The organism is Halalkalibacter oceani (assembly GCF_040544555.1).
GTDB classification, from domain to species: domain Bacteria; phylum Bacillota; class Bacilli; order Bacillales; family Bacillaceae_D; genus Halalkalibacter; species Halalkalibacter oceani.
In genome coordinates, this window is the sequence record NZ_JBEPKD010000008.1 from 49,752 (window position 1) to 71,828 (window position 22,077).

Genomic DNA, 22,077 nt, shown 5'->3' on the forward strand with positions numbered 1-22,077 from the left:
CTTACTCACCGACCTTATAGCCGAGACCGCGCACGGTCTTTATTAAGTGCGGCTGCTGCGGATCATCCTCAAGCTTTTCGCGCAGGCGCTTAATGTAAACCGTTAATGTATTATCATTGACGAAATCACCAGCCACATCCCAAATCTGCTCCAGCAGCTGCTGTCGGGAAAGAACGTGGCCAATATGATTGGCAAAGATCATCAGCAGGCGATATTCCAGCGCCGTCAGCAGCACTTCCGTTCCCCGCTTGTACACCTTTCCTTCAAGCGTGTGAATCCGGACATCGCCAAGCTCAATCACCGACCTTGCCTGAGGTACCTGCTTCTGATAACGGCGGAGAACCGATTTAATCCGCGATAAAAGCTCGCGTACGCGAAACGGCTTCGTAATATAATCATCCGCTCCCATATCAAGCCCCATCACGACATTCACTTCCTCGTCCATCGCCGTTAAAAAAATGACCGGAATATCGCTCTGCTCCTTCACAAGCTGGCACAGTTCATATCCGCTGCCATCAGGAAGGGATAAATCGAACAAGCATAATTGAATATGATGAAGCTCGTTGGCGAGCACATGCTTCGCCGACTCGGCATCATAGCATAAAATCGTCGTAAACTGATCCTGCTGCAACGAATACTCCAGCCCGGCCGCGATCGTTTTATCATCCTCCACAAGTAAAATCGCCATCTTCTCTCCTCCAAAAAAATAGTAGGGTATAATTCATTATACCCTACACAGGCTGTCGCCAAAGTCGATCGGCTTTTTTGTTTCGTAGTCGGGGTTTTGCTCTTCGACCATCCCGCCGCTTTTCTAGTGGGATCAAATAAAGACAGGTGATCCGTTCTTTTCTATCGGGAGGAACGATGCCCATCGATGCAGGCGCCAAGAAAACATCACAGCTTAAAATGGTCAATTCTTTCCTTTAATTGTTCCGCGAGCTGCGCCAGTTCAGCCGCGCGACTTGACACCTCTTCAATGGAATCGCTCGATTGCTCTGCTGATTCGGCCGCCTGCTCTACCCCGGCAGCCAGCTCTTCAGAAACCGAGGCGATATCATCGACCGCACCAACCATTTCCTCGTTATCACGCGAAATATCTTTAAGATTGTTGGAAATCGCCGCAATTTTGCTGACGATTTCGTTCACCGACTGATTGATCTGCTTAAACGTCTCACCCGTCACCGCGATTTGATGAGAGCCTTCATCAACCACTTTATAACCGTCCTCCAGCGAGACGGCGACATCATTCGATTCGCTTTGAATCTTTGTCACAATATCCGTAATATCCCCGACCGAATCATTCACCTGCTCCGACAGCTTGCGAACCTCGTCCGCAACAACAGCGAATCCTTTCCCATGCTCGCCGGCCCGCGCCGCTTCAATCGCCGCATTTAATGCCAGCAAATTTGTCCGTTCAGCGACTTCCCGGATCACGTTAACCAATGCTGAAATCTCCTGTGACTGTTGATCCAGTCCTCTTACTTTTTCAACCGCATCGTGCACGATCTGATTGATATTGTTCATCTGTGTGACTGATGCCGTCATTAACTGGCTGCCTTCTTCCGTCACCGCCAGCATTCCTTTGGAAACGCGGGCGACCTCTTCCCCGTTCTGATAAGCGTGTTCGATCTCACTTGTAAACCGCTCCATGAATTCAGCCAAATCAGCAGCGCGATTCGCCTGTGTTTCGGTTCCTGAGGATAATTGCTGCATCGTCGCTGCAATCTGCTCACTGCCTTCCTTCACCTCGTTCGCCGCCCCGGTTAACTCCTGGCTTTGCTCTGTCACATGTCTGGATGCGTCCGCCATCTCACGGACAATATGATGGAGGCTATCTTTCATTGCGTTCACAGACTGCGCCAGTCCGTTAAATTCATCTTTCGTTTTCAAAACAATCGGCTCAGTCGACAGATCTCCCTCAGCGACCCTGTTCATTTCCTCATTCATGATCTGTACGTTTTTAACGAGGCCTTTGACGAACAATAACACACAAACAAGACCGAGGATGACGGAAACAACAGCCGTCAACATCGTCGCTCCAAGAATCTCGTGGCGCAATTCCGTTGCCAGCTTCGACATTTCAAAATCCATGCCGACCACCCCGATCACCGTGCCCTGCTCACTTTCGACCGTCATCGCCAGGGTAATCGTCGACTTTCCGGTGGCGGTATCAAAATACGGCTCTGTCCAAATCACCTCGCCCCGGGCCGCTTCAGCCTGCGTGTACCAAGCCGTCGTCCGCGGGTCATAGCTTGTCAGATCGACTTCTGCCGGCGGAATATGATCTAAATAAAGCGCCCCTGTATTCGTTCCGATGTAAAGGTTGATTAAATAATCGTCACCCTGGGAAAGCTCCTGCAAATACTCTTCATAAAAAGCCGTCAGCGCCGGTTCGTTCGCTGCCGGCATATTCTGATAATTTGCGGCGCCCGAGGCCTCGACTGCTTCATATTGTACTTCCGGCAATTCTGCGATGCGCTTCAATTCTTCTTCATAATCGCGAAAAATCGCTTCGATTGTCGACGACATACTTTCCAAGTCTTCTTTCTGGATTATTGCTTTTTCAAGGATAGCGGTTTTCTGATATAAAAACAGCGCGACAAATACTAATGGAATAACGAGTAAAACAATCATAAAAAAGTTTAATTTGAACTTTATTGATTTTCCTTTTATCATTTTTCATTGTCCCCTCTTCAAAATATATGCTACCAATAAAATGAATCAGGAACATTTTACCACTATTTTTTAACCATTTCGACAATTTTTCATTATCTAATAATAATAAAACGCTTACTTTTTCACTCTTTCTGACACACGCTATCAGACGCCTCAATCACTTTCATACAATAATGAAAAAAAGCCTAAGACAGCAGGTTGACTTTTCCCATTTTCGTCTTAAGCTTTGGCAAATCGACTTCCTTATTTTTTCTCATGAGCGCTTTGAGTAAATAATTTTTTTAATTGTATCCACTGAAAGACAGTGCCGCGCCGCCAATTCATCGACGGTCACCCCGTCAGCATAGCTTTGTCTGATCGCGTCATTGCGGCGATCAATCCGCTTTCTTTCCCCAGACTGACTGCCCCACCGTTCGCGACTGGCTGCAGGCTTCGGAATGTAAATCATATCACCTTGGACGTATTTTTGAATTTCCTTTATCAGTTTTTCTGGTAAAACATGACTTGCTTTCACATACTTCATATAGAGCCAGCTCCTTATTCATAGTTGCAAAATAAATAAGGTGCAAAGCCTCTATCAAAACGGCGATCTCCTATACGATCATTTCGCCCCATGCAAAGGATCGCCCATTCATCAAAGGCTTTGCATGAGTAGCTGAAGACGTAGGCAAAAAAGAATTTGCCATCCGAAACCCTCCCCTGCTTTGTGTCGTCTGCTTTATTATACATGTGGTCATTAGTTTGTTGCACTTCTCATGTTTTTTACTTCCGAATATAAACTATAAAAGAAGACAATTAGTGCAGTAGAAACCAAAATAATAGAAATTGGATCATTTAGCATCGTAAATATGTTTCCGTACTGCATCAATCCTCTTCTCAAGTAATCCTCTCCAATAGGCCCCAAAACGAAGCCTAGTATTAATGGAGCGAACGGAAAGTTGTTTTTCATAAGAATGAGCCCTACCACTCCTAACAAAACCATCAACCATACATCAAAAATGAGATAATTATCTGCGTATACACCTACAACCGTAAGCATTAAAATAATACTAAACAAATAATGATTAGGAATCATTAGAATTTTGGGGAATAGCCTCATTCCAAGTAACTGCAGAGCAAATACGGCAATGATCGACAAAAAGAAACCGATAAACACCACATATACAATATCTGGGTTTGACGTAAAAAGCATCGGTCCCGGCTGAATTCCATGAATCATAAATCCTCCTAATAGAATAGCGGTGACTGTATCTCCGGGTATTCCCAAGGATAGTAGTGGTATCAAGGCCCCTCCTAATGCGGCATTATTGGATGATTCAGAGGCGTATATTCCTTCTGGTGCCCCTTTACCAAAATTCTTTTTGTTTTTAGATGTCTGTTTTGCTTGAGCGTAAGCTACAAGGTTCGAAGCTCCGGCTCCTAATCCCGGCAAAACGCCGAAACCCACTCCTATTAGTGATGATCTAATCATATTCCACATATTTGCGAAAGTTTCTGATATCGAGATCCCTATCCCTTTGATTTTGAGCGAGGTCTTTGTTTTAAGATCACCTTTTTCAATATCAGATAGAATTTGGGAGATGGCAAACAGCCCCATAATTACAGCGACTAAGCTAACACCCGAATTTAATTGGCTAATCCCAAAGGTTAATCTAGCGGAACCATCAATAGGAGAAAAACCTACTAAGGCTATGGCAACTCCAAGCAATCCCGAAGTAAACCCCTTAATCATATTTCCGCGGGATAGCACAGAGATTAACAGGATCGCAAAAAAGACTAAGGAAAAAAATTGGGGCGGCCCTAATCGAACAGCAAATTGGGAAATCGTTACCGAGGATGTAATTAAAAACACTCCCCCAATTAATCCTCCAACTAAGGTTGCGATGATTCCGATGCCTAATGCACGTACAGGTTCACCATTTTTTGTCATTGGATACGCATCGAAAGTGGTGGCCACAGATGAAGGAGTTCCGGGAATGCCTAATAGCGTTGATGCTACTAGGCCACCAGATATACCACCGACATATACACCAACAAGTAAAAGTATCGCCGAAACGGAATCAAATCCAAATGTAACTGGAACTAAAATCGCCACAGCCATCGTTGCATTTAACCCAGGTATTGAGCCGACAATAATCCCAATGAACACTCCAACTAAGAGAAAGAAAATCGCACCGGATAACATGCTTTCCATTAAAGTTGATAAGAAAAGATCCAACCTAAAAGCACCTCCTTATAAAACAAGCTTAAAGTCCCTATTTTCTCAATATTGATTAGAACATTCCGTTTGGCAATCTGATATTTAATAGCATAGAGAAAGAGAAATTTACCGTAAGCGTGACGATTATTGATGTTGTGACAGCTATTATGAATGATTTCCTGCTTTTAACCGGGTTTAAAAACCAAATACTAAATGTTAGAAAAATTAATGTACTTACAACGAAACCGACAATATTTAATAGCGCAATATAGCCGACAAAAGCTCCAACAATGGACAGCATTCTTTTTTTACTGCCTTTTTGGATATACTCCGGCTCTTCTTGTTCATTTTCTGGCCCTGTTTCCTGACCTCTTTTAGAAGGCCAAAGGAGAAGGCCAAATCCACATAAAATAAGTCCTCCTCCTATTACTCTTGGCATTAGCACCGGTCCTGGCTCATTCGGAAACTGAGTATAGTTAACCCAAAACGTCTGTAATAGCATGTACAAACCGACAACCATAATACCTAACCCAATATAGCGATCATTTTTTGACATAATTCTCTCCTATTATCACAAGATTAATAGCCTAGTTCACTCTTTAAACTATCGATATATTGATAATTTTCATCAATAAATTCCATTGTTTCTTCTTGTGTCCGAAAATCATGTTGGTGACCAATGTTACCCAAGGACTGAATATATTCTTCTTTTTGAGTCAATTGTTCAGTAGCTTCTTCCCACACTGAAACAATATTTTCATCTAAACCTGCTGGTCCGTACAATACATGAGTAATTGGGAAATCGATATCAAATCCTTGTTCCGATGCCGAAGGTACATCTGGTAACAATTCCTCTCCCCCATCTGCGAAAACGGCTAAAACAGTAAAGTCGCCAGATGCCTGATATTCCGCCGCATTGCTTCCACTCGTAAATGTCATATCTATCTGGCCACCCAAAATGGCGCTCATTCTTTCGGCCTCTGAACCAGCTTCAAGCATTTGAATATCGATGTCCGCGGCTTGAAGTAACATTCCTCCCATAAAATGAGTAGCTCCACCAAAATCAGCCGCCAACGTATATTCTCCAGGGTATGACTTAGCATCTTCCACAAGATCGTTTAAATCTTCCCATCCACTGTCGCTGCTGACGACCAATGCCTGGGTCGAAGAAGAAAACGTCGTAAGAGGCGTTAAATCAGAAAGTTCATATTCTATCTGCCCTGTTGCCATCCCGGTAAAAACAGCCTGGTGGCCGTAAAACAGTTGATAACCAGGAGAGTTGGAGCTGATAACGCTGTTCATTGCTGTACTGCCTCCTCCTCCAGTTTGATTAATGATTGTTACATTCACACCCAAGATTTCACTTATCTCCTCTGCCATAATTCTTGCAGAGTTGTCAGTTGGTCCGCCGGGATTAAACGGTACATAGATCTCGATGTTCTCTTGTGGATAATTGTCTCCTCCATTCGTTGCTTCATCTGAACCACAGGCTGCTAGGGAAAAAGCTGCACCTGCAACAAAAAGAGTCCGTATTAGTCTTTTTAGCATGTTCTTTCCTCCAATTTTCTTATAGTAAAGCGTTTTCATTTTATCCTCTCTTTGTAACTGACTAGTGTTTATCTCTACTGAGCCAAATCTCGTCAAAAAAACTTTCCTTCACGCCATGGCGGCGCGCTGTTTCCAACAGCTCTTCAAAAATCTTGTCATCCAATTCAATTCCGTCTCTTTCCTGCCGCTGGAAGTTAGAATGTTCGATGTCCCCAGGCATGAAGACTTTTTCAAACCCTAAAGCCGGCGCGCTGTTTCTAGTTTGATTTTCCCTTTCTTCCATTCTCTCCAGGAAATCCGGCAATGACAGCATCGCGTCAATATTAATCGCCCCAAAAATATGTCCGAGATTCTGTGGGCTGTCTCCATTATAAAATTGTGAAATATCGCTTCCAAACGCTGAATTGGTTAAAACCCCGGATAAAATATCCACCATTAGAGCTAAACCGGAGCCTTTGGCTCCACCAAAAGGTAACAGGCTACCTTCCAAAGCTTCCTGTGGGTCTGTTGTTCTTTTACCATCCTTCGTTATCGCCCAGTCATCAGGAATTATTTGACCTGTCTTGGCTGCCAATGTTATTTTCCCTCTTGCTTGGTTACTCGTTGCCATATCTAAAAGCACTGGCTTCCCTGACTTTGTAGGGATCGCTATTGAAATCGGGTTGGTCCCCAACGAGGCCTCCCTTGAACCAAATGGTGCCATCACCGGGGAGGTGTTAGTCATCGAGATTCCTATCATCCCGTTTGAACTGATTTTAGAGGTCCAATAACCTGAGGTCCCATAATGGTTAGAGTTATACACTCCCACCCATGACGAACCCGCTTCTTTTGCTTTTTCAACTGCCACTTCCACGGCCGTCTCACTTGCCACTTGACCCCATCCGTTATTTGCATCGATCAGAGCTACCGAGGGTGCGTTTTTTATATAAGTCAGCTCTGTATGTTTTTTAGCGAGACCTTTTTCAATTCGAACAATATAATCAGTTAATCTTGCTATACCGTGAGAGTGATGCCCCATTAAATTGGCATGGACGATGGAATTTGAAATAATCTTCGTTTCCTTCTCAGGCACTCCAAAATTCAAAAGTATCTCATTTGAAAATTCTATTAATTTCTTGTAAGGAATAACGATTTTTCTGTCTGTTGAGCGTTTCATCCGTTCCCTCCACCTTATCATCATTTTTCAGGATATAAAGAATGAGCCTTAGCGATAACTTTCTCTAATTCACGATAGTGCTCTTTTTCCACCGCGACCAAAGGGGGTCTTACAAGTTCCCCAACCGGCAACCCTATAATTTCCATCCCGGCCTTGATCAATGATACAGCGTATCCCTTTTTCTCTTTTCGGATTTGATTAATTGGCAACAATACGTCTATATATAAATCATGTATTAACTCTTGATTATTCTCTTTAAGGGCTTCGTAAAAAAATTTTGAAATGTGGGGAATATAATTAGAAATCGCCGATGAATAAACTTGATACCCTAAATGAAAATAAGCTGGCATCGTAATCTCAGCAAACGGCATTCCATTAATCCACTGTACCCGGTTACCTATTGAATGAATGGCCTCTATGTTAAATTCCATATTACCTATTCCATCCTTAAACCCTACCAGTTGAGGATGATTAGAAATAAGCTGCTCAAGTGTTTTCAACTTTAAAACCGCATTATCTCTTTGATAAATAACTGCATTTAAACTTGTACTTTCTATTATCGATTTATAGTAATGGTAAAGCCCTTCCTGCTCCCCGTGAATCAAATAAGGCGGCAGAATTAAATAACCGTCGGCTCCTTTCCGTTCTGAAAGCTGAGCCAATTCAATAGAGGTCGAAATATTGCCACCTACTCCTGTATAAAGAGGAACTTTTTGATTCGTAATCGATAAGGCCACCTCTAGCATTTGCTCATATTCCCTTTCAGTAAGTGACTGATATTCCCCCGCCCCTCCGGCGATGAAAACAGCTGAAACCTCTGCCTTCACTAAAAACTCGACATTTTCGGAAAATGCTTTCTCATTCAAGCTCCCATCGCTGTTAAATGGGGCTACTGGAAAGCCTAAAATCCCGGATAAATCTGTTTTTTTGATGGTCATTCCTTTTCTCTCCTTATCTGAATTCATTGAGCAAGTTATCCTCTTTATCGAACTCAAGTGAAAACAGTTCTCCTATTTGCGTCATTGTTTTGCTTTTTTCCACTTCAGGTTTCAGCGCTTCTGATACCCAAATCTTTTCTAGCTCCAGCGTATTCTTAATAAAAACAATTCGGGGATTCTTCAAGTCTGCTTCATAGCAGGTCTTTAAAGCGACTTCGATTGCAGCCCTTTCATTTTTCATAATGACGGGTATCTTGGCAGAGCCGAGAACTTTCGAAGTGATAACATTGATATACATGTGATCTAAATTCATTTCTTTGTACACTTGTTCAGTTGTAATATCAGCCATTCCTATCCCTGTAGCGTTTCCTTTCGTTTCTTTCGTTAGCCCTAGCACGATAATCCTCTCGATTGAAGGAGCATTGAATTTCTGAGGAGCTTTCGAAGCAGACCTGCCGGTTATATTAGGATCCATACCAGATCCGCTTATGTTCTTACCAATTTCTGAAACAACCAGAACATCTATTTTTTCTGGCAAGATTTTCGGCATGTATTTTTTTGCCAAAAGCAGCAGTTCCCGATCCCTGGTCAAAAAGCTTCCAGATGGCACAGCTTCAATTTTTGCCGTTCTATCGTAAGCGTTTTCTAAAATGGCCACTCCAAAAGCAACCTTGTTCAATTTAAGATAAACTTGAGCAAATTCTGGAAGTAGAACCGGCATATTCGCTAATGGATATTCATGAACCGTAGTCGCCCCTTTATGTCTACCGAGACCGATCGCTAGCATCTTCAATAAACCGCTTTCATATTCACCTTTGAAACTTGTATGAGGCTTTACGCGATTAATCACGACAATTTTATCAGCCTGTAATGCTTCTCGATCCAAAAAAACCGGTATATCGCTTTTCGTGCGCCCAATTTCCTCGACCTCCATTTCAGAGATTATTGGAACCCCCATACTTTCCTCAGTAATTCCCAGTCCAGCCAGCACATTCTTCTGTCCTTGACCGGTCCCTCCTCCGTGGCTCCCCATGGAAGGGATGATAAAAGGCTCTGCGCCCCAACTTTTTAATTCATTAATTACTGATCGGGTGATTAAAGTTATATTGGAAATTCCCCGGCTGCCCACAGCCACAGCCACCTTATCTCCAGGTTTGATGGCTCCTTTAATCTCTTTACCGGAAAGTTCCATTTTAATCGTGTCGGGTATATCCTCAACCTCTGGAGCAACAAAACTTTGTCTCACCGGGAAGAACTTTGGCAAGCAAATCTCATCTCTCCCGTTAACCATCGCACTCATGAAGTTGTTCCTCCCTCCCATTAAGCTGGCTTTATTCTCCATTTCCCGCGCTATTGATTGACTTTTCTATTTTTTTTCTATTGAAATCCAGATGGTAGTACATTGCGTCAAATGCATCTTTAGGAGAATGATTTTTTAAAGCTTCGTATATTGCGGTATGATGTTCTACCGCTACTTCCTTTTCTCTGATAGGCAAATGCCTGCTCACTTCATCAAAGCTCTCAAGAATCGAATCAATCATTCCCTCTAAAATTGAATTTTTGGCGCTCAACGCAATAATATGGTGAAATCTTTTATCAATATCGGCGTAATTTCCTTTACTCTCCTTAATTTCTACTATTGTTTCATAAAGCTGCTTTAGCTCGGCTTCATTAATTTTTTCAGCGGCAAGTGTTACCATCCCCAACTCAAGAGAAAGTCTTGTCTCCATAATCTTTGTAATATCACGCTGAGACAATGAGAGCATTTTCATAAAAGGCTTGCTGCCAATTTCTGTTGAGAAATACGTTCCCCTATTTGTCTTTCGCGTGATCAGTCCTAACGACTCTATTGAACTTAATGCTTCGCGAAGCACCGCTCTGCTCACAGATAGCATCTCCATCAGTTCTTTCTCGGTAGGAAGCTTGTCCCCCGGATTCAACTTTCCTGAATTTAGTAGTTCAACAATTTTATTAGCCACTTCCTTGGACATTGTTTCGCGTTGAACATTATTTAACAATTGCTGACTCATAAATAGGTTAATTCCTCCTTTTACATTTGATTAATCCTATTGTATGACAAATAGATTATAATATCAATTATTTTGTTTTATTATTCAAAATTCAGTGACTTTTTTAGTGTTATTAAAGTTTTTTAAAGGTTATATTAAGTGAAAACAGAAAAGCTTTGACATTTGCCGCAAAATGATATACATTACCAAATGGTCGAACATTTACTAATGAGTCGATCTTCAATATTCGTATTTAGGAGTGAATAGCATGGAAAATGTGTTTGATTACGAAGATATTCAGTTAATTCCAGCAAAATGTGTGGTATCGAGCCGTTCTGAATGCGATACATCAATCACGTTAGGTAACTATACATTCAAAATGCCGGTCGTCCCCGCGAACATGCAGACGATCATTGACGAAAGCATCGCCCTGTACTTGGCCGAAAACGGTTACTTTTATATTATGCACCGCTTCGAACCTGAAAAGCGCCAGGCATTTGTACAAGACATGAAAAACAGAGGTCTGATTGCTTCGATCAGCGTTGGCGTAAAGGATGAGGAATATCCATTTATTGAGGAATTGGCCGCAGCCGAGTTGGTGCCTGAGTACATTACAATTGATATCGCCCACGGGCATTCCAATGCTGTGATCCGGATGATTCAGCATATTAAAAAGCATCTACCTGAAAGCTTTGTCATTGCTGGAAATGTCGGTACGCCGGAAGCAGTCAGAGAATTAGAAAACGCCGGGGCCGATGCGACAAAGGTCGGCATTGGACCAGGTAAAGTATGTATCACCAAAGTGAAAACCGGTTTCGGCACAGGTGGCTGGCAATTGGCCGCATTACGCTGGTGCGCCAAAGCGGCCAGCAAGCCAATTATTGCCGATGGCGGAATTCGCACACACGGAGACATCGCCAAATCAATCCGGTTCGGCGCTTCAATGGTGATGATCGGTTCGCTTTTTGCTGGACATGAGGAATCCCCGGGCCAAACGATTGAAATCGACGGGAAGCTTTACAAAGAATATTTCGGTTCCGCCTCAGAATTCCAAAAAGGCGAAAAGAAAAATGTAGAAGGAAAGAAAATCTTAATGGAGCACAAAGGTTCCTTAAAAGATACATTAATTGAAATGGAACAGGACCTGCAATCTTCCATTTCCTATGCAGGCGGAACTAAGCTGCTCGCCATTCGCAATGTCGATTATGTCGTCGTCAAAAATTCAATTTTCAACGGCGACCAGAATCATTAAGAAAGACGCCACCAGGCATCTTTTTCTGGAAATTTTTATTTTTAAAAAAGCCCTCCACAATTGCTTTGTCTCTTCACATAGCAAGTGGGGGGCTCTTTATTATTATTGAGCAGACCGAAAGCTTCTTGATAACCAATCTTCATTCATTCTTTCCACCTCTTGTTTCCGTTCAAATGCTCAATAAAATCCCGCAACCTACCGATGTCGGTCAGATGCTGATTACAGCTCAAACTGTCCTGACAAATATAATTTCCTCTTTTTATATACGCCCCGTCGGCAGTTGCCTTCGTTTCCGCCATAAAAAGACCTACCTTCGTATGCTCGTGACAAAGCATGCAAATCCCCTTGTCCTGAACATGGGTAAACATCCCGTACACGCCATGCCATTGACCTTCATTACAGGCAAGCAGAAACTTCCGCTTCGTGCCTGTATCCTCCCACCCGAGATAGGAAAGCTCCTTTCGCTCCTCTTCCAGTACGGCAGGCAGCTTGAGCTTTTTCACCTTAGGAAAGACCTTCTTTACCAAATTTGCTGTTACAACTGGAAAGGGAATAACATACGGCTTCAATGTCAGCAAAAAGGCCTCGCTCTTCTCCCGATCATCAACGCTACGAATCTCTTTCAACAAACGTGATTGTTCTTCACTTAGCTGTTCAAAAACTGCTGTCACTTTATTATCAACCGAGGCTCGAACAGCTTCAAGCACCCGGCTGTCATTCACATTGGCATGGCTGTTAACGACTATGTGAGCCTGTTTCCTGATAAATTGATATTGGTGAACATGAATAAATGGTTCCATCCTGACCCCTCCTTGCTGTCTTTCATTTTAAGGGGATTCCTCACAAGCCGGATAGGGAAAAAATAATTTTAATTAAACTTTACATAGACGAAGACGCCTCCGCAGCAAATCTTTTTTTCAGCCTTTCTTTTTACAGCTCCTCAACGAGCCTCTTGATCGTTTCTTTGATGGACAATGCCGCCTATTAACAATTGGTAGAACAAAGAAAAAACCCTGCATTTCGACAGGATTTCTATCTTAACATGCTATAGCTCCTCCAGTAATCTGACAAGCAAAGCAATGCGTTCAGCCATTTTATCTTTGAGGATATGTTCATAAACAGCGTGGGCGCCATCACCGACCGGGCCTAAGCCATCCAGTGTCGGCACCCCTTGAGCAGCAGTTAAATTACCATCACTGATCGCTCCTGTGGAAGCTTCAGGTAATGGATAACCTAACTCTTCCGCTAATTGCTTAGCTTTACGATAGAGCTTGGCCACACCTTCCGTGCGGTCTAATGGTGGACGTTTGATCAGCGTATAAACGTCCAGCACCGCTCCCGGCAATACCGGCTTTCGTCCTTCAATTTCCTGCTTCAGCTTCTCAACCTCACCCTGGTTTGCCACCCGCGCATCAATTTCGACGGCAGCCTCAGCTGGAATAACATTCGTTCTCGTGCCCCCATGAACAATTCCAGAGCTGACCGTTGTGCCTGTATCATAATTGGTCAGTTTCTGGATTTCGACAATTTGATGCGCCAGTTCTTCAATCGCGTTGATTCCTTTTTCATGATCCATTCCGGCGTGACTTGACTTGCCTTTCGCCGTCAGCTTGAAGTACATTATGCCTTTTCTCGCCGTAATTACTGCCTCACCAACGCCGCCTTCCAGAATAAGAACGGAATCAGCTTTGTCTGCTTCTATTCTAATAATCTCACGTGATGTCGCACTGTTCATTTCTTCATCGGAATTAAACAGACATGTGACTGGTCGCTTCGTTCTTCTCCCCAGATCCTTTATCACTTTCAAAGCAGTCAGGATAAAGGCGATAGCTCCTTTCATATCGAAAGTGCCTGGACCATAGATTTTGTTGCCTTCTATTTTGAAAGGCATTTCTTGTAAAGTTCCTTTTTTCCAAACAGTATCCATATGGGCAATGACAAGGATCGGTTTTAAAGTCGGATTGCTGCCGCCGAATCTCGCTACAAGATGGTCCCCACGATCCTCCGTCCCCGAAGGAATAACTTCTGTTATCCCTCCTAATTCATGCACCCTTTTCGTTAACAGGGCAGCAACTTCATTTACTGCATCACGATCATACGTAGGTGACTCGATTTCAACAATTTCCTTTAAAAAGCTGATGATCTCCGGTTCCAAGCCTGCAATATATTTAATCAGACCATTATTATTCATATATGTCTCCCCCTTCAGTCTTATTTGCGAGCCGCGTTTCTAAGCTCTGTAATCGTTGACTGCACCGAAATGTTCTCAGGGTTACACATAATTTCGATCATCGCAGGTCTCCCGCTATCAAGCGCCTTCGACAGCGCATCCTCAAAATCGGCATCCGCCGCCACACGTTGACTGAAAACGCCCAACGCTTGACCAAGCTCGCAAAAATGAACACTACCAAGATCGGTGCCAATGACACGTTCAGGAAAAGTCTTTTCCTGATGCATTCGAATCGTTCCATACATGCTGTTATTAAAAACTAACGCTACGATCGGAGTGTGATAGCGGACAGCTGTTTCCAGCTCCTGGACGGTCATCATAAAACCGCCATCACCCGATAACGAAACGACCGTCCGGTCAGGCTTTGCCATCTTTACACCTACGGCTCCAGGTACACCATAGCCCATAGCGCCGGAAGTCGGCCCAACGTATGTCTTTGGTTCCGAAAACTGAAAGTAGCTATGCAACCAGGCCGAGAAATTACCCGCATCATTTGTAAGGATCGCGTCGTCAGGAAGTTTTTCCTGGAGGGTTCTGATAATTTGTTTCATATCAACTTTATCTGAGTTGGACATCTTCGGAATAAAAGTTACTTGCTCGTAGACCGTTCTGCGCTCCTCTGCCCATTTCTTCCAATCCTCTTTTGGCAAAGCCGTGTTGTCTGCTAACTGATTTAGCGTTTCCAATGCTTCCTTCGCATCTGACACTATACCAAGCTGCGGCGGATAGACTTTGCCAAGCGTCGAGTACTCAATGTCAATATGTATAATCGTCTGTTTCGGTGAGATAACCGAATAACCTTGCGTCGTCACCTCTGAAAAGCGGGTTCCAATGGCGAATATTGTATCAGCTTCACGTATCGTCTGTAACAAGCTTTGAAATGTCCCAAGTCCGGAATGTCCGACATAGAGCGGATGGTTATTTGGAAAGACATCATGACGGCGAAATGAGGCTAGAACAGGTATGTTCATTTTCTCTGCAAATGCAAGCAACGCTGCTTCAGCATTCGAGGCTGTCACTCCGCCGCCAGCTATAATTAGCGGTTTCTCCGAAGAACTTAACAATGAAAGACATTGCCGCGCTTCCTCCTCAGCAAGCTTAGGACGCGGCTTTCGTGAAATAGGACCAAATTCCATTTCAGTCGTCTGTGCCAAAATATCCGCCGGTAAAGAAACGACAACCGGTCCGGGTCTCCCCGATTTTGCAATTCGAAATGCGCGCTGAACAAGCTCAGGAATCCGTTCAACATCCCTGATTTCAACCGTCCATTTGCTGATATGCATAAAAAACTGATCTAATTCGACTTCCTGAAACCCTTCCCTTCCTCTAAATTTACTATCGACTTGTCCTAAAAAAACGACCATCGGCGTCGAATCCTGATAGGCGGTATGAATCCCGATCGCTAAGTTCGCCCCGCCTACCCCTCTTGTCGCCATCGCCACTCCCGGCTTTCCCGTAGCCTTTCCATATGCTTCTGCCATGAAGGAGGCTCCACCTTCATGCCTCGTCGAAACCAGCTCAATCGTCTCTTCATCATAAATCGCATCCATTACATCTAAATAACTCTCCCCGGGAACACAAAACACTTTGTCGATTTGTTCCAGCTTGATGCATTTGACAACTGCCTGTGCCCCTGTCATCGCTTCACTCATCATCTTCACCTTTCTTCCTCTTTATAGGCGATAATCATTTCAATCTCGACCGCAGAATTCCGTGGTAGCTCTGCTGCCCCGATCGCAGCTCTCGCATGCCTTCCTGTTTCCCCAAAAATTTGAACGAGCAGTTTAGAAGCACCGTCAATGACTTTAGGCTGACTATGAAACCCTTGGGCAGAATTGACAAAGCCGGTTACCTTTACGATTTTTGTGATTCGCTCAAGCGACCCTATCTCCTGTTTTAGACAGCTGAGCCCTTGAAGAATACAAATACGGGCTGCTTCCTGAGCCTGTTCCAGAGTAACTTCCGTCCCCACTTTCCCAGTGATCCCCACTTGTCCATCAACCTTAGGCAATTGTCCGCTTATATAGGCCAGCCCACCATGAAGGACAACAGGAACATATTGAAACGACGGCTCCGCTGCAGCGGGAAGGCTATATCCCAACTCTTTCATTTTTTCTTCAATCATCTCATTCGCTCCTCCAAAATTAATTAGCTGTCTTTTTAAAACCGGACCATACATTTGTCAGGGAAAGGATGGCAAACAGGATCATCAATGAACCTGTTACCGGCATCGACCAATAGGCAAGTCCCGTCGGCCAGCCTAACGTCACGTAAGCAATATTCATTCTAACTTGAGCGACTTCAATTCCCGTTACAACTAAAACACCATAAAAAATTAAAAGCAGAACTCTCGTTACAAGCTCGATCGACAGCTCTATGTTTCTTGGAAACTTTTCTTTAATAAACCCTATCAGAAGATGTTCCTTCCGATGCAACGCGATGACAGCTCCAAACCCGACAATCCAGACGACTAACAGCTGCGAAAAATCAACAACCCATAACAAGGAAGTGCTTGTAAACGTTCTTAAGAAAATATTGGCTACATTTAGCAGGAATAAGGTTAAAAAGCTTACCCCAATCAGCAAGAACAATCCTTTATCAATAATCTCCGCTAGTTTTTTCATTATTATTCTCCTATCCCATTAAAAGATTTGGTAACCAGGTGACCAATGCAGGGACATACGTGACGATCATCAACACGACGATCAAAGCAAACACGAATGGAATGATTGATTTACTCACATGCTGGAATGGAACATTGCCAATTTTGGAGACGATATAGAGCAACCCTCCGACTGGTGGCGTAATCAAACCAATCATCAGATTCAGCACGACAATCATTCCAAAGTGAATTGGATCAATACCAAGCTCCATACTTAATGGAAGGAGCACCGGCACAAATATCAGCATTGCCGGTAAGGCATCCATAATCATCCCAATAAACAATAGGAATATATTGACGAGCAGAAGGAATGCTACAGGGCCCAGATCAAGCGCGATAAACCCTTCCGCCAGCTTTAAGCCAATTTGTTCACTTGCCATAATCCAAGAAAAGATACCGACAATGGAAAAGAGTACGAGAATCGTAGCAGAAAACAAGGCTGTATTTGCGAAAATTCCAATCAAGTCTTTAGGTTTAATCGTTCGATAGATGAACATGCCGATAAATAAGACATATCCAGCTGCCAAAATAGATACCTCCGTCACCGTCACGATCCCAGTCAGTACCCCGGCAATAATAATTAATGGCGCGATCAATGATAAAATGGCATCCTTCAGCATCACAAAAAAGAGATTCCAATTTCGCTCCACCTTTGTGACAGGCAAATCCTGATTACGCATGAGAAAATACAAGATGACAACCAGACCAACGCCCATTAATAAACCCGGTATCACCCCGCCAAGAAACAGTCTTCCTACAGAGAGATTTGTCAAAAGCGCTAAGAAAATCATCGGAATACTCGGAGGAATAATCGGGCCGATCGTGGAAGCTGCGGCATTAATAGCAGCGGAAAAACTTTCGCGATACCCCTCCTTCTTCATAGCTGGCAGCATTACAGACGAAACGGCACTACAATCAGCAGGCGCTGAGCCGGAAACACCCGCTGCAAAAACGTTAACACCAACCGATGTATAAGCAAGCCCGCCCTTTAAATGACCGATAAAGAATTTAGTGAAATTAACAAGCCTTAACGTAACACCAGATTTGTTCATCAGCTCACCGGCAAGAATAAAAAACGGAATAGCAAGTAGCGTGTAATTGTTAATGCCTCCTACCATTTGCGTCGGCAATAAGTTTAATGGGGTATCCGTAAAAAGCAACAAATACACCATTGAAGCGACTCCCATTGAAATAAAGATTTCTAAACCTAAAGCCATCAGAAAAAACATGAAAACAAATAAGAAGACAATGCTAATCGTACTCTCCTCCTTTCTTAGAAGCGGTGTGCGGAGCCGTTACAATCTTTTAAGGATGGCTGAAAGAACCCCGCTTTCAGCCATCCGCGTAACGCGCGAAGCCAACGCTCTTCTTCGTATCAACTGCCGCATTTTATTCAACTATGGTTATTGGTTTAGAATCGTTTGAACTTTTTCCAGTAACCCTTCCTGCCACAGCTCTCCATCAAATGACTGGAAAGTAGGTTCTAATGTGGCACGAATCGAAGCTAAATCAGGTTCAATATATTCCATTTCATCCTTTAAGAGGTTAAGCGACTCCTCGACTTGCTCCCTTGCAAGCTCGGTTTGATAATTCCCAGCTTCAATACTCGCTTCAGTCAAGATGCCCTTTTGCTCATCACTTAATGTACTCCAAAGATTTTCACTAATGTACCAAGCTTTCACATCTCGAATATAATCGGTTTGCATGACGTAATCCTGAACTTCATAGAAGCTCATGTTCTGCACCGTGATAAAACCATTTTCCTGCGCATCTGCCGTTCCCTGGCGTAAAGCCATATACAGGTCACTTAGCGGAATGACAACCGGTTGCGCCCCCAGCGCCTGCATCGTTTGTTGCACAATTTCAGATTCCGCCGTTCTTATTTTCAATCCATTAAAGTCTTCCGCGCTATGAACTGCTTTATTTGCGGTCAGCTGACGGGCCTCGGTATCGCCAATCGCTTTAATTACTCGGACTCCGGTTGCCGCAGCAGCTTCCTCGAATAGCGGTTGAAAGTCTTCAGAATCAAGCACTTTCACTAAATCATCGTAACTTTCCCAAAAGAATGGGAAACTTGTAATATTGAAGTCCCGCGCTCCGTCTAACCAAGGATAAGAGGAAATTCCTTCATACATCATATCAACGGTTCCTGTTTCCATTCCGGTAAACATATCAAGGATCCCGCCGATTGTACTATTTGGATAAATATCAACCTTAATCGCTCCTGCAGAGTTTTCCTCTACAATTTCAGCGAATCTATGGGCAGCCAATGTTGTCGGATCACTATCATCTCGAATTGTCCCCAGTTTAAGAGTAATATTTTCTACTTCCGGACTTTCATCCGTTCCTGTCTGCTCATTTGAAGAAGGAGACGAGTTACACCCCGCAAAGACTAGTAAACACAGCATGATTAGGACAAATAATATTGTTTTTTTCATTTCTATAATCCTCCCTTTTTTTCTGCATTTATGTAAAGTCATAGTTGGCTGTTCGTTGCTACATACTAATTGAATTTTTTGTTTACTTCACTTAAATAGTCGCGACACGCTTCTTCAATTGAATAGTCCGGAACAAACCCGATTTCCTGTTCTATCTTCGTGCAATCCACTAGAGGATAGAGTGAAGAAGACTCTGTTTTCTTTAAGTGTAGCTGACTTTCAGGCACGATTTCTTTAACGATCTCCACAATTTCCTTCATCGATGTTGTGTGGCTTTTGACATTATATACTTCACTTATTTGTGCTTTCGTTACCGCCACTTCATAAAATGCTTTGGCAACATCCTTGACATACATTAAATCGATTAATTCATCCCCCCCACTGATCTCTATTACTTCGGGAGAATAGGCCCGTTCAAAAATATCAACTAAAGTCGAACCGGCCCCCTTATACCAGCGTCCAGGACCGTATACAAGCGGCAGACGCAACCCGCAAATTTCTATGCCATCCTGACAGTAATAACGCGTCATCGCTTCGTTCATTACCTTTGTTAATCCATAAAATGTTGCCGGATTTAAACGAACATCCTCAGGGACCGTAGGGACTTTATAATCTTCATCAAAGCCAAATACAGTTGTTGAGCCTGACCAGACCATCCGCTTAATTCCCGCTGTTTTGGCGGCCACGACTACATGGTGAAAGCCTGTGATATTCACCTCGATTGCTTTTTGCGGCGAACGCTGAGCTGATTTGGCCACCCCATCCTTTCCTTGTCCATACGCAGCTAAATGAATGACAACATCAGCCTGACTTGCTTCCATCGCTTTTTGTAAAGAGGAAAAGTCTAAAATATCACCCTCGACTTTTTGAATAGCCCGCTCAATATCGGAAAGTAGATTTTCTTCAAAGCGCGGGCCATATACCGTAACGTGATGTCCATTTCCAAGGAATCGTCGGCAAATATGCGACCCAATAAATCCTTCTCCTCCTATGATAAACAGCTTCACTTCACAGCCTCCCTTCTTACTTGATAATAGGTCAATTTCTCTTCGTCAATCTCTACACCCAATCCCGGTGCATCACCAACTCGAAGCCAGCCAGCATCAATTTGAAAATTAGCTAAGCCAACTTGATCTCTCAACGCATTCTTTCCTAAATCGTATTCAAACAGCATCGCTTCCGGCTCCGCCAGAGAATGGGGATAGTGCGGTGTGGCTGCCATTAATTGAATGGCGGCAGCCCGCCCCACAACTCCCCCCCAAATATGTGGAGAGATGCGGATATTGTTGGTCTGGGCCATCATGCAAATCGCTTTTGCCTCATGCAATCCACCACATTTCGTCACATCGGGCTGAATAATATCAACCATTGCTTCTTGAATAATCTCTCTAAATCCATATCGTGTATATTCTGCTTCTCCTGTCGTTAAGAGAATGGAAGGAAAAGCCTGCTTAATCTTTTTGAAGCCGCTATAGTCATAGGGAGGAACGGGCTCTTCTACCCAATAAATATTGTACTTTTCCAAATTTTCAAGAGATTTTATCGCTAAATCTGCTGTATAATTACCATTAATGTCAATCATCAGTTGAACTTCCGGGTAATGCTCCCGCACGACCTTAACTCTTGCTATATCTTCCTGTAAGCTTGTACCGACTTTAATTTTAATTGCCTGTAGATTTAATGACTTTACTCGCTCCACTTGCTCTTTCAAAGTATGAAGGCTCTTGGACTCTGTTATGTAACCGGTGGAACCATATAATTTAAAGCGATCCCTTGCCTTTCCCCCTAATAAATTGTAAACAGGCACGTTCAATATTTTTCCAAAAGCATCGTAGGAAGCTATTTCTACTCCGCTTAAAGCGCATAGCATTAACCCTTTAGATGCCGTATGATAGAACATATTCATTAGCTTCCCTGTTAAATTAGGAACCTGCGACACTTCTTTGCCTATATATAAGTGTTGGATTTCCTGAATGATCGATGCTATAACAACAGGCGGTCCAAACGCTTCACCATATCCAACGACTCCAGATTCCGTTGTCATTTTAATTAAGGTGGATTGCCGGGCTGCGACCAGACCTCTTGAGCTTCCATAATGTTGTCCCTCTTGAAGAGGGAATGACAATGGAATTGGTTCTATTTTTACTATTTTCAGTTAGATCACCTCGGAGAATTGTCTTTATTCGCGTAAAACATCATATTGTCAACAATCAGACAATTCTGTTTTCGTGATTTCATTCTATTTCATCTTTGTAAGATTGTCAACAATCTTACTATTTAATTTTAAAATATAGTTTGGTACAATATATAACAAATGAAAATGAGGTGACGGGCATGAATTTACATATAAACAGCCAATTTTCCTCTTCACGAAGAGAACAAGTGGCTCAAATTATAAGAGATTCCATTCTTTCCGGCTCCCTTCAGCCGGGAGATCGAATTAAAGAAGCAGAGATAGCCAATGAGATAGGCGTTAGTCGTGGGCCGATTCGTGAGGCGATCAGACAGTTGGAGGAAGAAGGATTCGTCATTTCATTTCCCTATAAAGGAACGATTGTCGCGGAATTATCCGATGAGGAAGTAATCGATGTTTATATCCCGATCCGCATCTCATTAGAAAGCTACGCGGTCAAAAAGGCGTGTCAAAACGCAACGGAAAAAGACATCGATCAATTACAGCAGTTCGTCACAAGAATGATTACTGCCAGCAAAGAGAATCAAGTTTCGGAGATTGTCGAATATAATCTTTTATTTCATAAATATTTAATTTCCTGTAGTGGAACAAAATCACTCGAACAGGTCTGGAACAGCATCATGAACCGAATTCGCCTCCATTTTTACAAACTAGGGATGGATTCAAATATCGATCCGGTTTTACACTCGCAAGAGCACCAGGATATATTAGATGCAATTAAACAAAAAGATACGAAAAAAGCTGTCGCATTAATTGAAGGTCATATTAGATAGC

Annotated in this window: 21 protein-coding genes; 2 read left to right on the plus strand and 19 right to left on the minus strand. The window is 43.1% G+C overall.

What is annotated here, in order from left to right; genetic code table 11:
- Window position 1: 1 nt before the first annotated feature.
- From ABMB67_RS10815 to ABMB67_RS10860, 10 genes are all read right to left on the minus strand, one after another.
- Entirely contained in the window at window positions 2-688 is a 687-nt protein-coding gene (locus ABMB67_RS10815) for a response regulator transcription factor (protein ID WP_251223529.1), read from the minus strand.
- Between the two features lie 206 nt (window positions 689-894).
- Window positions 895-2,676, minus strand: a complete 1,782-nt coding sequence (locus ABMB67_RS10820) for a methyl-accepting chemotaxis protein (protein WP_354572062.1) — start codon at window positions 2,674-2,676, stop codon at window positions 895-897.
- Between the two features lie 253 nt (window positions 2,677-2,929).
- Window positions 2,930-3,199, minus strand: a complete 270-nt coding sequence (locus ABMB67_RS10825; RefSeq protein ID WP_354572063.1) for a CD3324 family protein — start codon at window positions 3,197-3,199, stop codon at window positions 2,930-2,932.
- Window positions 3,200-3,412: 213 nt separating this feature from the next.
- Window positions 3,413-4,894 (minus strand): tripartite tricarboxylate transporter permease, encoded by a 1,482-nt coding sequence (locus tag ABMB67_RS10830; protein ID WP_251194702.1) that lies wholly within the window; start codon window positions 4,892-4,894, stop codon window positions 3,413-3,415.
- Window positions 4,895-4,949: 55 nt separating this feature from the next.
- Window positions 4,950-5,432, minus strand: a complete 483-nt coding sequence (locus tag ABMB67_RS10835) for a tripartite tricarboxylate transporter TctB family protein (protein ID WP_354572064.1) — start codon at window positions 5,430-5,432, stop codon at window positions 4,950-4,952.
- 23 nt (window positions 5,433-5,455) lie between these two features.
- Window positions 5,456-6,463, minus strand: a complete 1,008-nt coding sequence (locus ABMB67_RS10840) for a Bug family tripartite tricarboxylate transporter substrate binding protein (protein WP_354572065.1) — start codon at window positions 6,461-6,463, stop codon at window positions 5,456-5,458.
- A 22-nt stretch (window positions 6,464-6,485) separates the two neighbouring features.
- On the minus strand, window positions 6,486-7,580 hold the full coding sequence (locus ABMB67_RS10845) for an Ldh family oxidoreductase (RefSeq protein ID WP_354572066.1): 1,095 nt from the start codon (window positions 7,578-7,580) through the stop codon (window positions 6,486-6,488).
- Window positions 7,581-7,600: 20 nt separating this feature from the next.
- Entirely contained in the window at window positions 7,601-8,518 is a 918-nt protein-coding gene (kdgD, locus tag ABMB67_RS10850; protein ID WP_354572067.1) for a 5-dehydro-4-deoxyglucarate dehydratase, read from the minus strand.
- Between the two features lie 13 nt (window positions 8,519-8,531).
- Window positions 8,532-9,818: a nickel pincer cofactor-dependent isomerase, group 22 gene (locus ABMB67_RS10855; protein ID WP_251194697.1), complete on the minus strand. Its 1,287-nt coding sequence runs from the start codon at window positions 9,816-9,818 to the stop codon at window positions 8,532-8,534.
- Between the two features lie 31 nt (window positions 9,819-9,849).
- The gene (locus ABMB67_RS10860) at window positions 9,850-10,548 is read right to left on the minus strand and encodes a FadR/GntR family transcriptional regulator (RefSeq protein WP_251194696.1); all 699 of its coding nucleotides are present in this window, start codon (window positions 10,546-10,548) and stop codon (window positions 9,850-9,852) included.
- A gap of 247 nt (window positions 10,549-10,795) precedes the next feature.
- Between ABMB67_RS10860 and guaC the strand changes: the two genes are divergently transcribed.
- The gene (gene guaC, locus ABMB67_RS10865) at window positions 10,796-11,779 is read left to right on the plus strand and encodes a GMP reductase (RefSeq protein WP_354572068.1); all 984 of its coding nucleotides are present in this window, start codon (window positions 10,796-10,798) and stop codon (window positions 11,777-11,779) included.
- Between the two features lie 143 nt (window positions 11,780-11,922).
- Here the strand turns inward: guaC and ABMB67_RS10870 are convergent, their stop codons facing one another.
- The 9 genes from ABMB67_RS10870 to ABMB67_RS10910 form a co-directional block, all read right to left on the minus strand.
- Entirely contained in the window at window positions 11,923-12,579 is a 657-nt protein-coding gene (locus ABMB67_RS10870) for a FusB/FusC family EF-G-binding protein (protein ID WP_354572069.1), read from the minus strand.
- Window positions 12,580-12,824: 245 nt separating this feature from the next.
- Window positions 12,825-13,970 (minus strand): M20 family metallopeptidase, encoded by a 1,146-nt coding sequence (locus ABMB67_RS10875; RefSeq protein WP_251223534.1) that lies wholly within the window; start codon window positions 13,968-13,970, stop codon window positions 12,825-12,827.
- 20 nt (window positions 13,971-13,990) lie between these two features.
- On the minus strand, window positions 13,991-15,670 hold the full coding sequence (locus tag ABMB67_RS10880; protein ID WP_390188861.1) for a thiamine pyrophosphate-dependent enzyme: 1,680 nt from the start codon (window positions 15,668-15,670) through the stop codon (window positions 13,991-13,993).
- Window positions 15,667-16,134, minus strand: a complete 468-nt coding sequence (locus tag ABMB67_RS10885; protein WP_354572070.1) for a RidA family protein — start codon at window positions 16,132-16,134, stop codon at window positions 15,667-15,669. Before ABMB67_RS10885 ends, ABMB67_RS10880 begins: the two co-directional genes overlap by 4 nt.
- 19 nt (window positions 16,135-16,153) lie before the next feature.
- Entirely contained in the window at window positions 16,154-16,633 is a 480-nt protein-coding gene (locus ABMB67_RS10890; protein ID WP_354572071.1) for a TRAP transporter small permease, read from the minus strand.
- A 10-nt stretch (window positions 16,634-16,643) separates the two neighbouring features.
- Window positions 16,644-17,900 (minus strand): TRAP transporter large permease, encoded by a 1,257-nt coding sequence (locus ABMB67_RS10895; RefSeq protein WP_285890426.1) that lies wholly within the window; start codon window positions 17,898-17,900, stop codon window positions 16,644-16,646.
- A gap of 174 nt (window positions 17,901-18,074) precedes the next feature.
- Complete coding sequence (locus tag ABMB67_RS10900) at window positions 18,075-19,109, minus strand: TRAP transporter substrate-binding protein (protein ID WP_251223538.1); 1,035 nt, start codon at window positions 19,107-19,109, stop codon at window positions 18,075-18,077.
- 65 nt (window positions 19,110-19,174) lie between these two features.
- Entirely contained in the window at window positions 19,175-20,116 is a 942-nt protein-coding gene (locus ABMB67_RS10905) for an NAD-dependent epimerase/dehydratase family protein (protein ID WP_251223539.1), read from the minus strand.
- Window positions 20,113-21,234 (minus strand): mandelate racemase/muconate lactonizing enzyme family protein, encoded by a 1,122-nt coding sequence (locus ABMB67_RS10910; protein WP_285890427.1) that lies wholly within the window; start codon window positions 21,232-21,234, stop codon window positions 20,113-20,115. Before ABMB67_RS10910 ends, ABMB67_RS10905 begins: the two co-directional genes overlap by 4 nt.
- A gap of 209 nt (window positions 21,235-21,443) precedes the next feature.
- Here ABMB67_RS10910 and ABMB67_RS10915 point away from each other — a divergent pair, with 209 nt between their 5' ends.
- Window positions 21,444-22,076, plus strand: a complete 633-nt coding sequence (locus tag ABMB67_RS10915) for a GntR family transcriptional regulator (protein WP_251223540.1) — start codon at window positions 21,444-21,446, stop codon at window positions 22,074-22,076.
- The last annotated feature ends 1 nt before the right edge of the window (window position 22,077 follow it).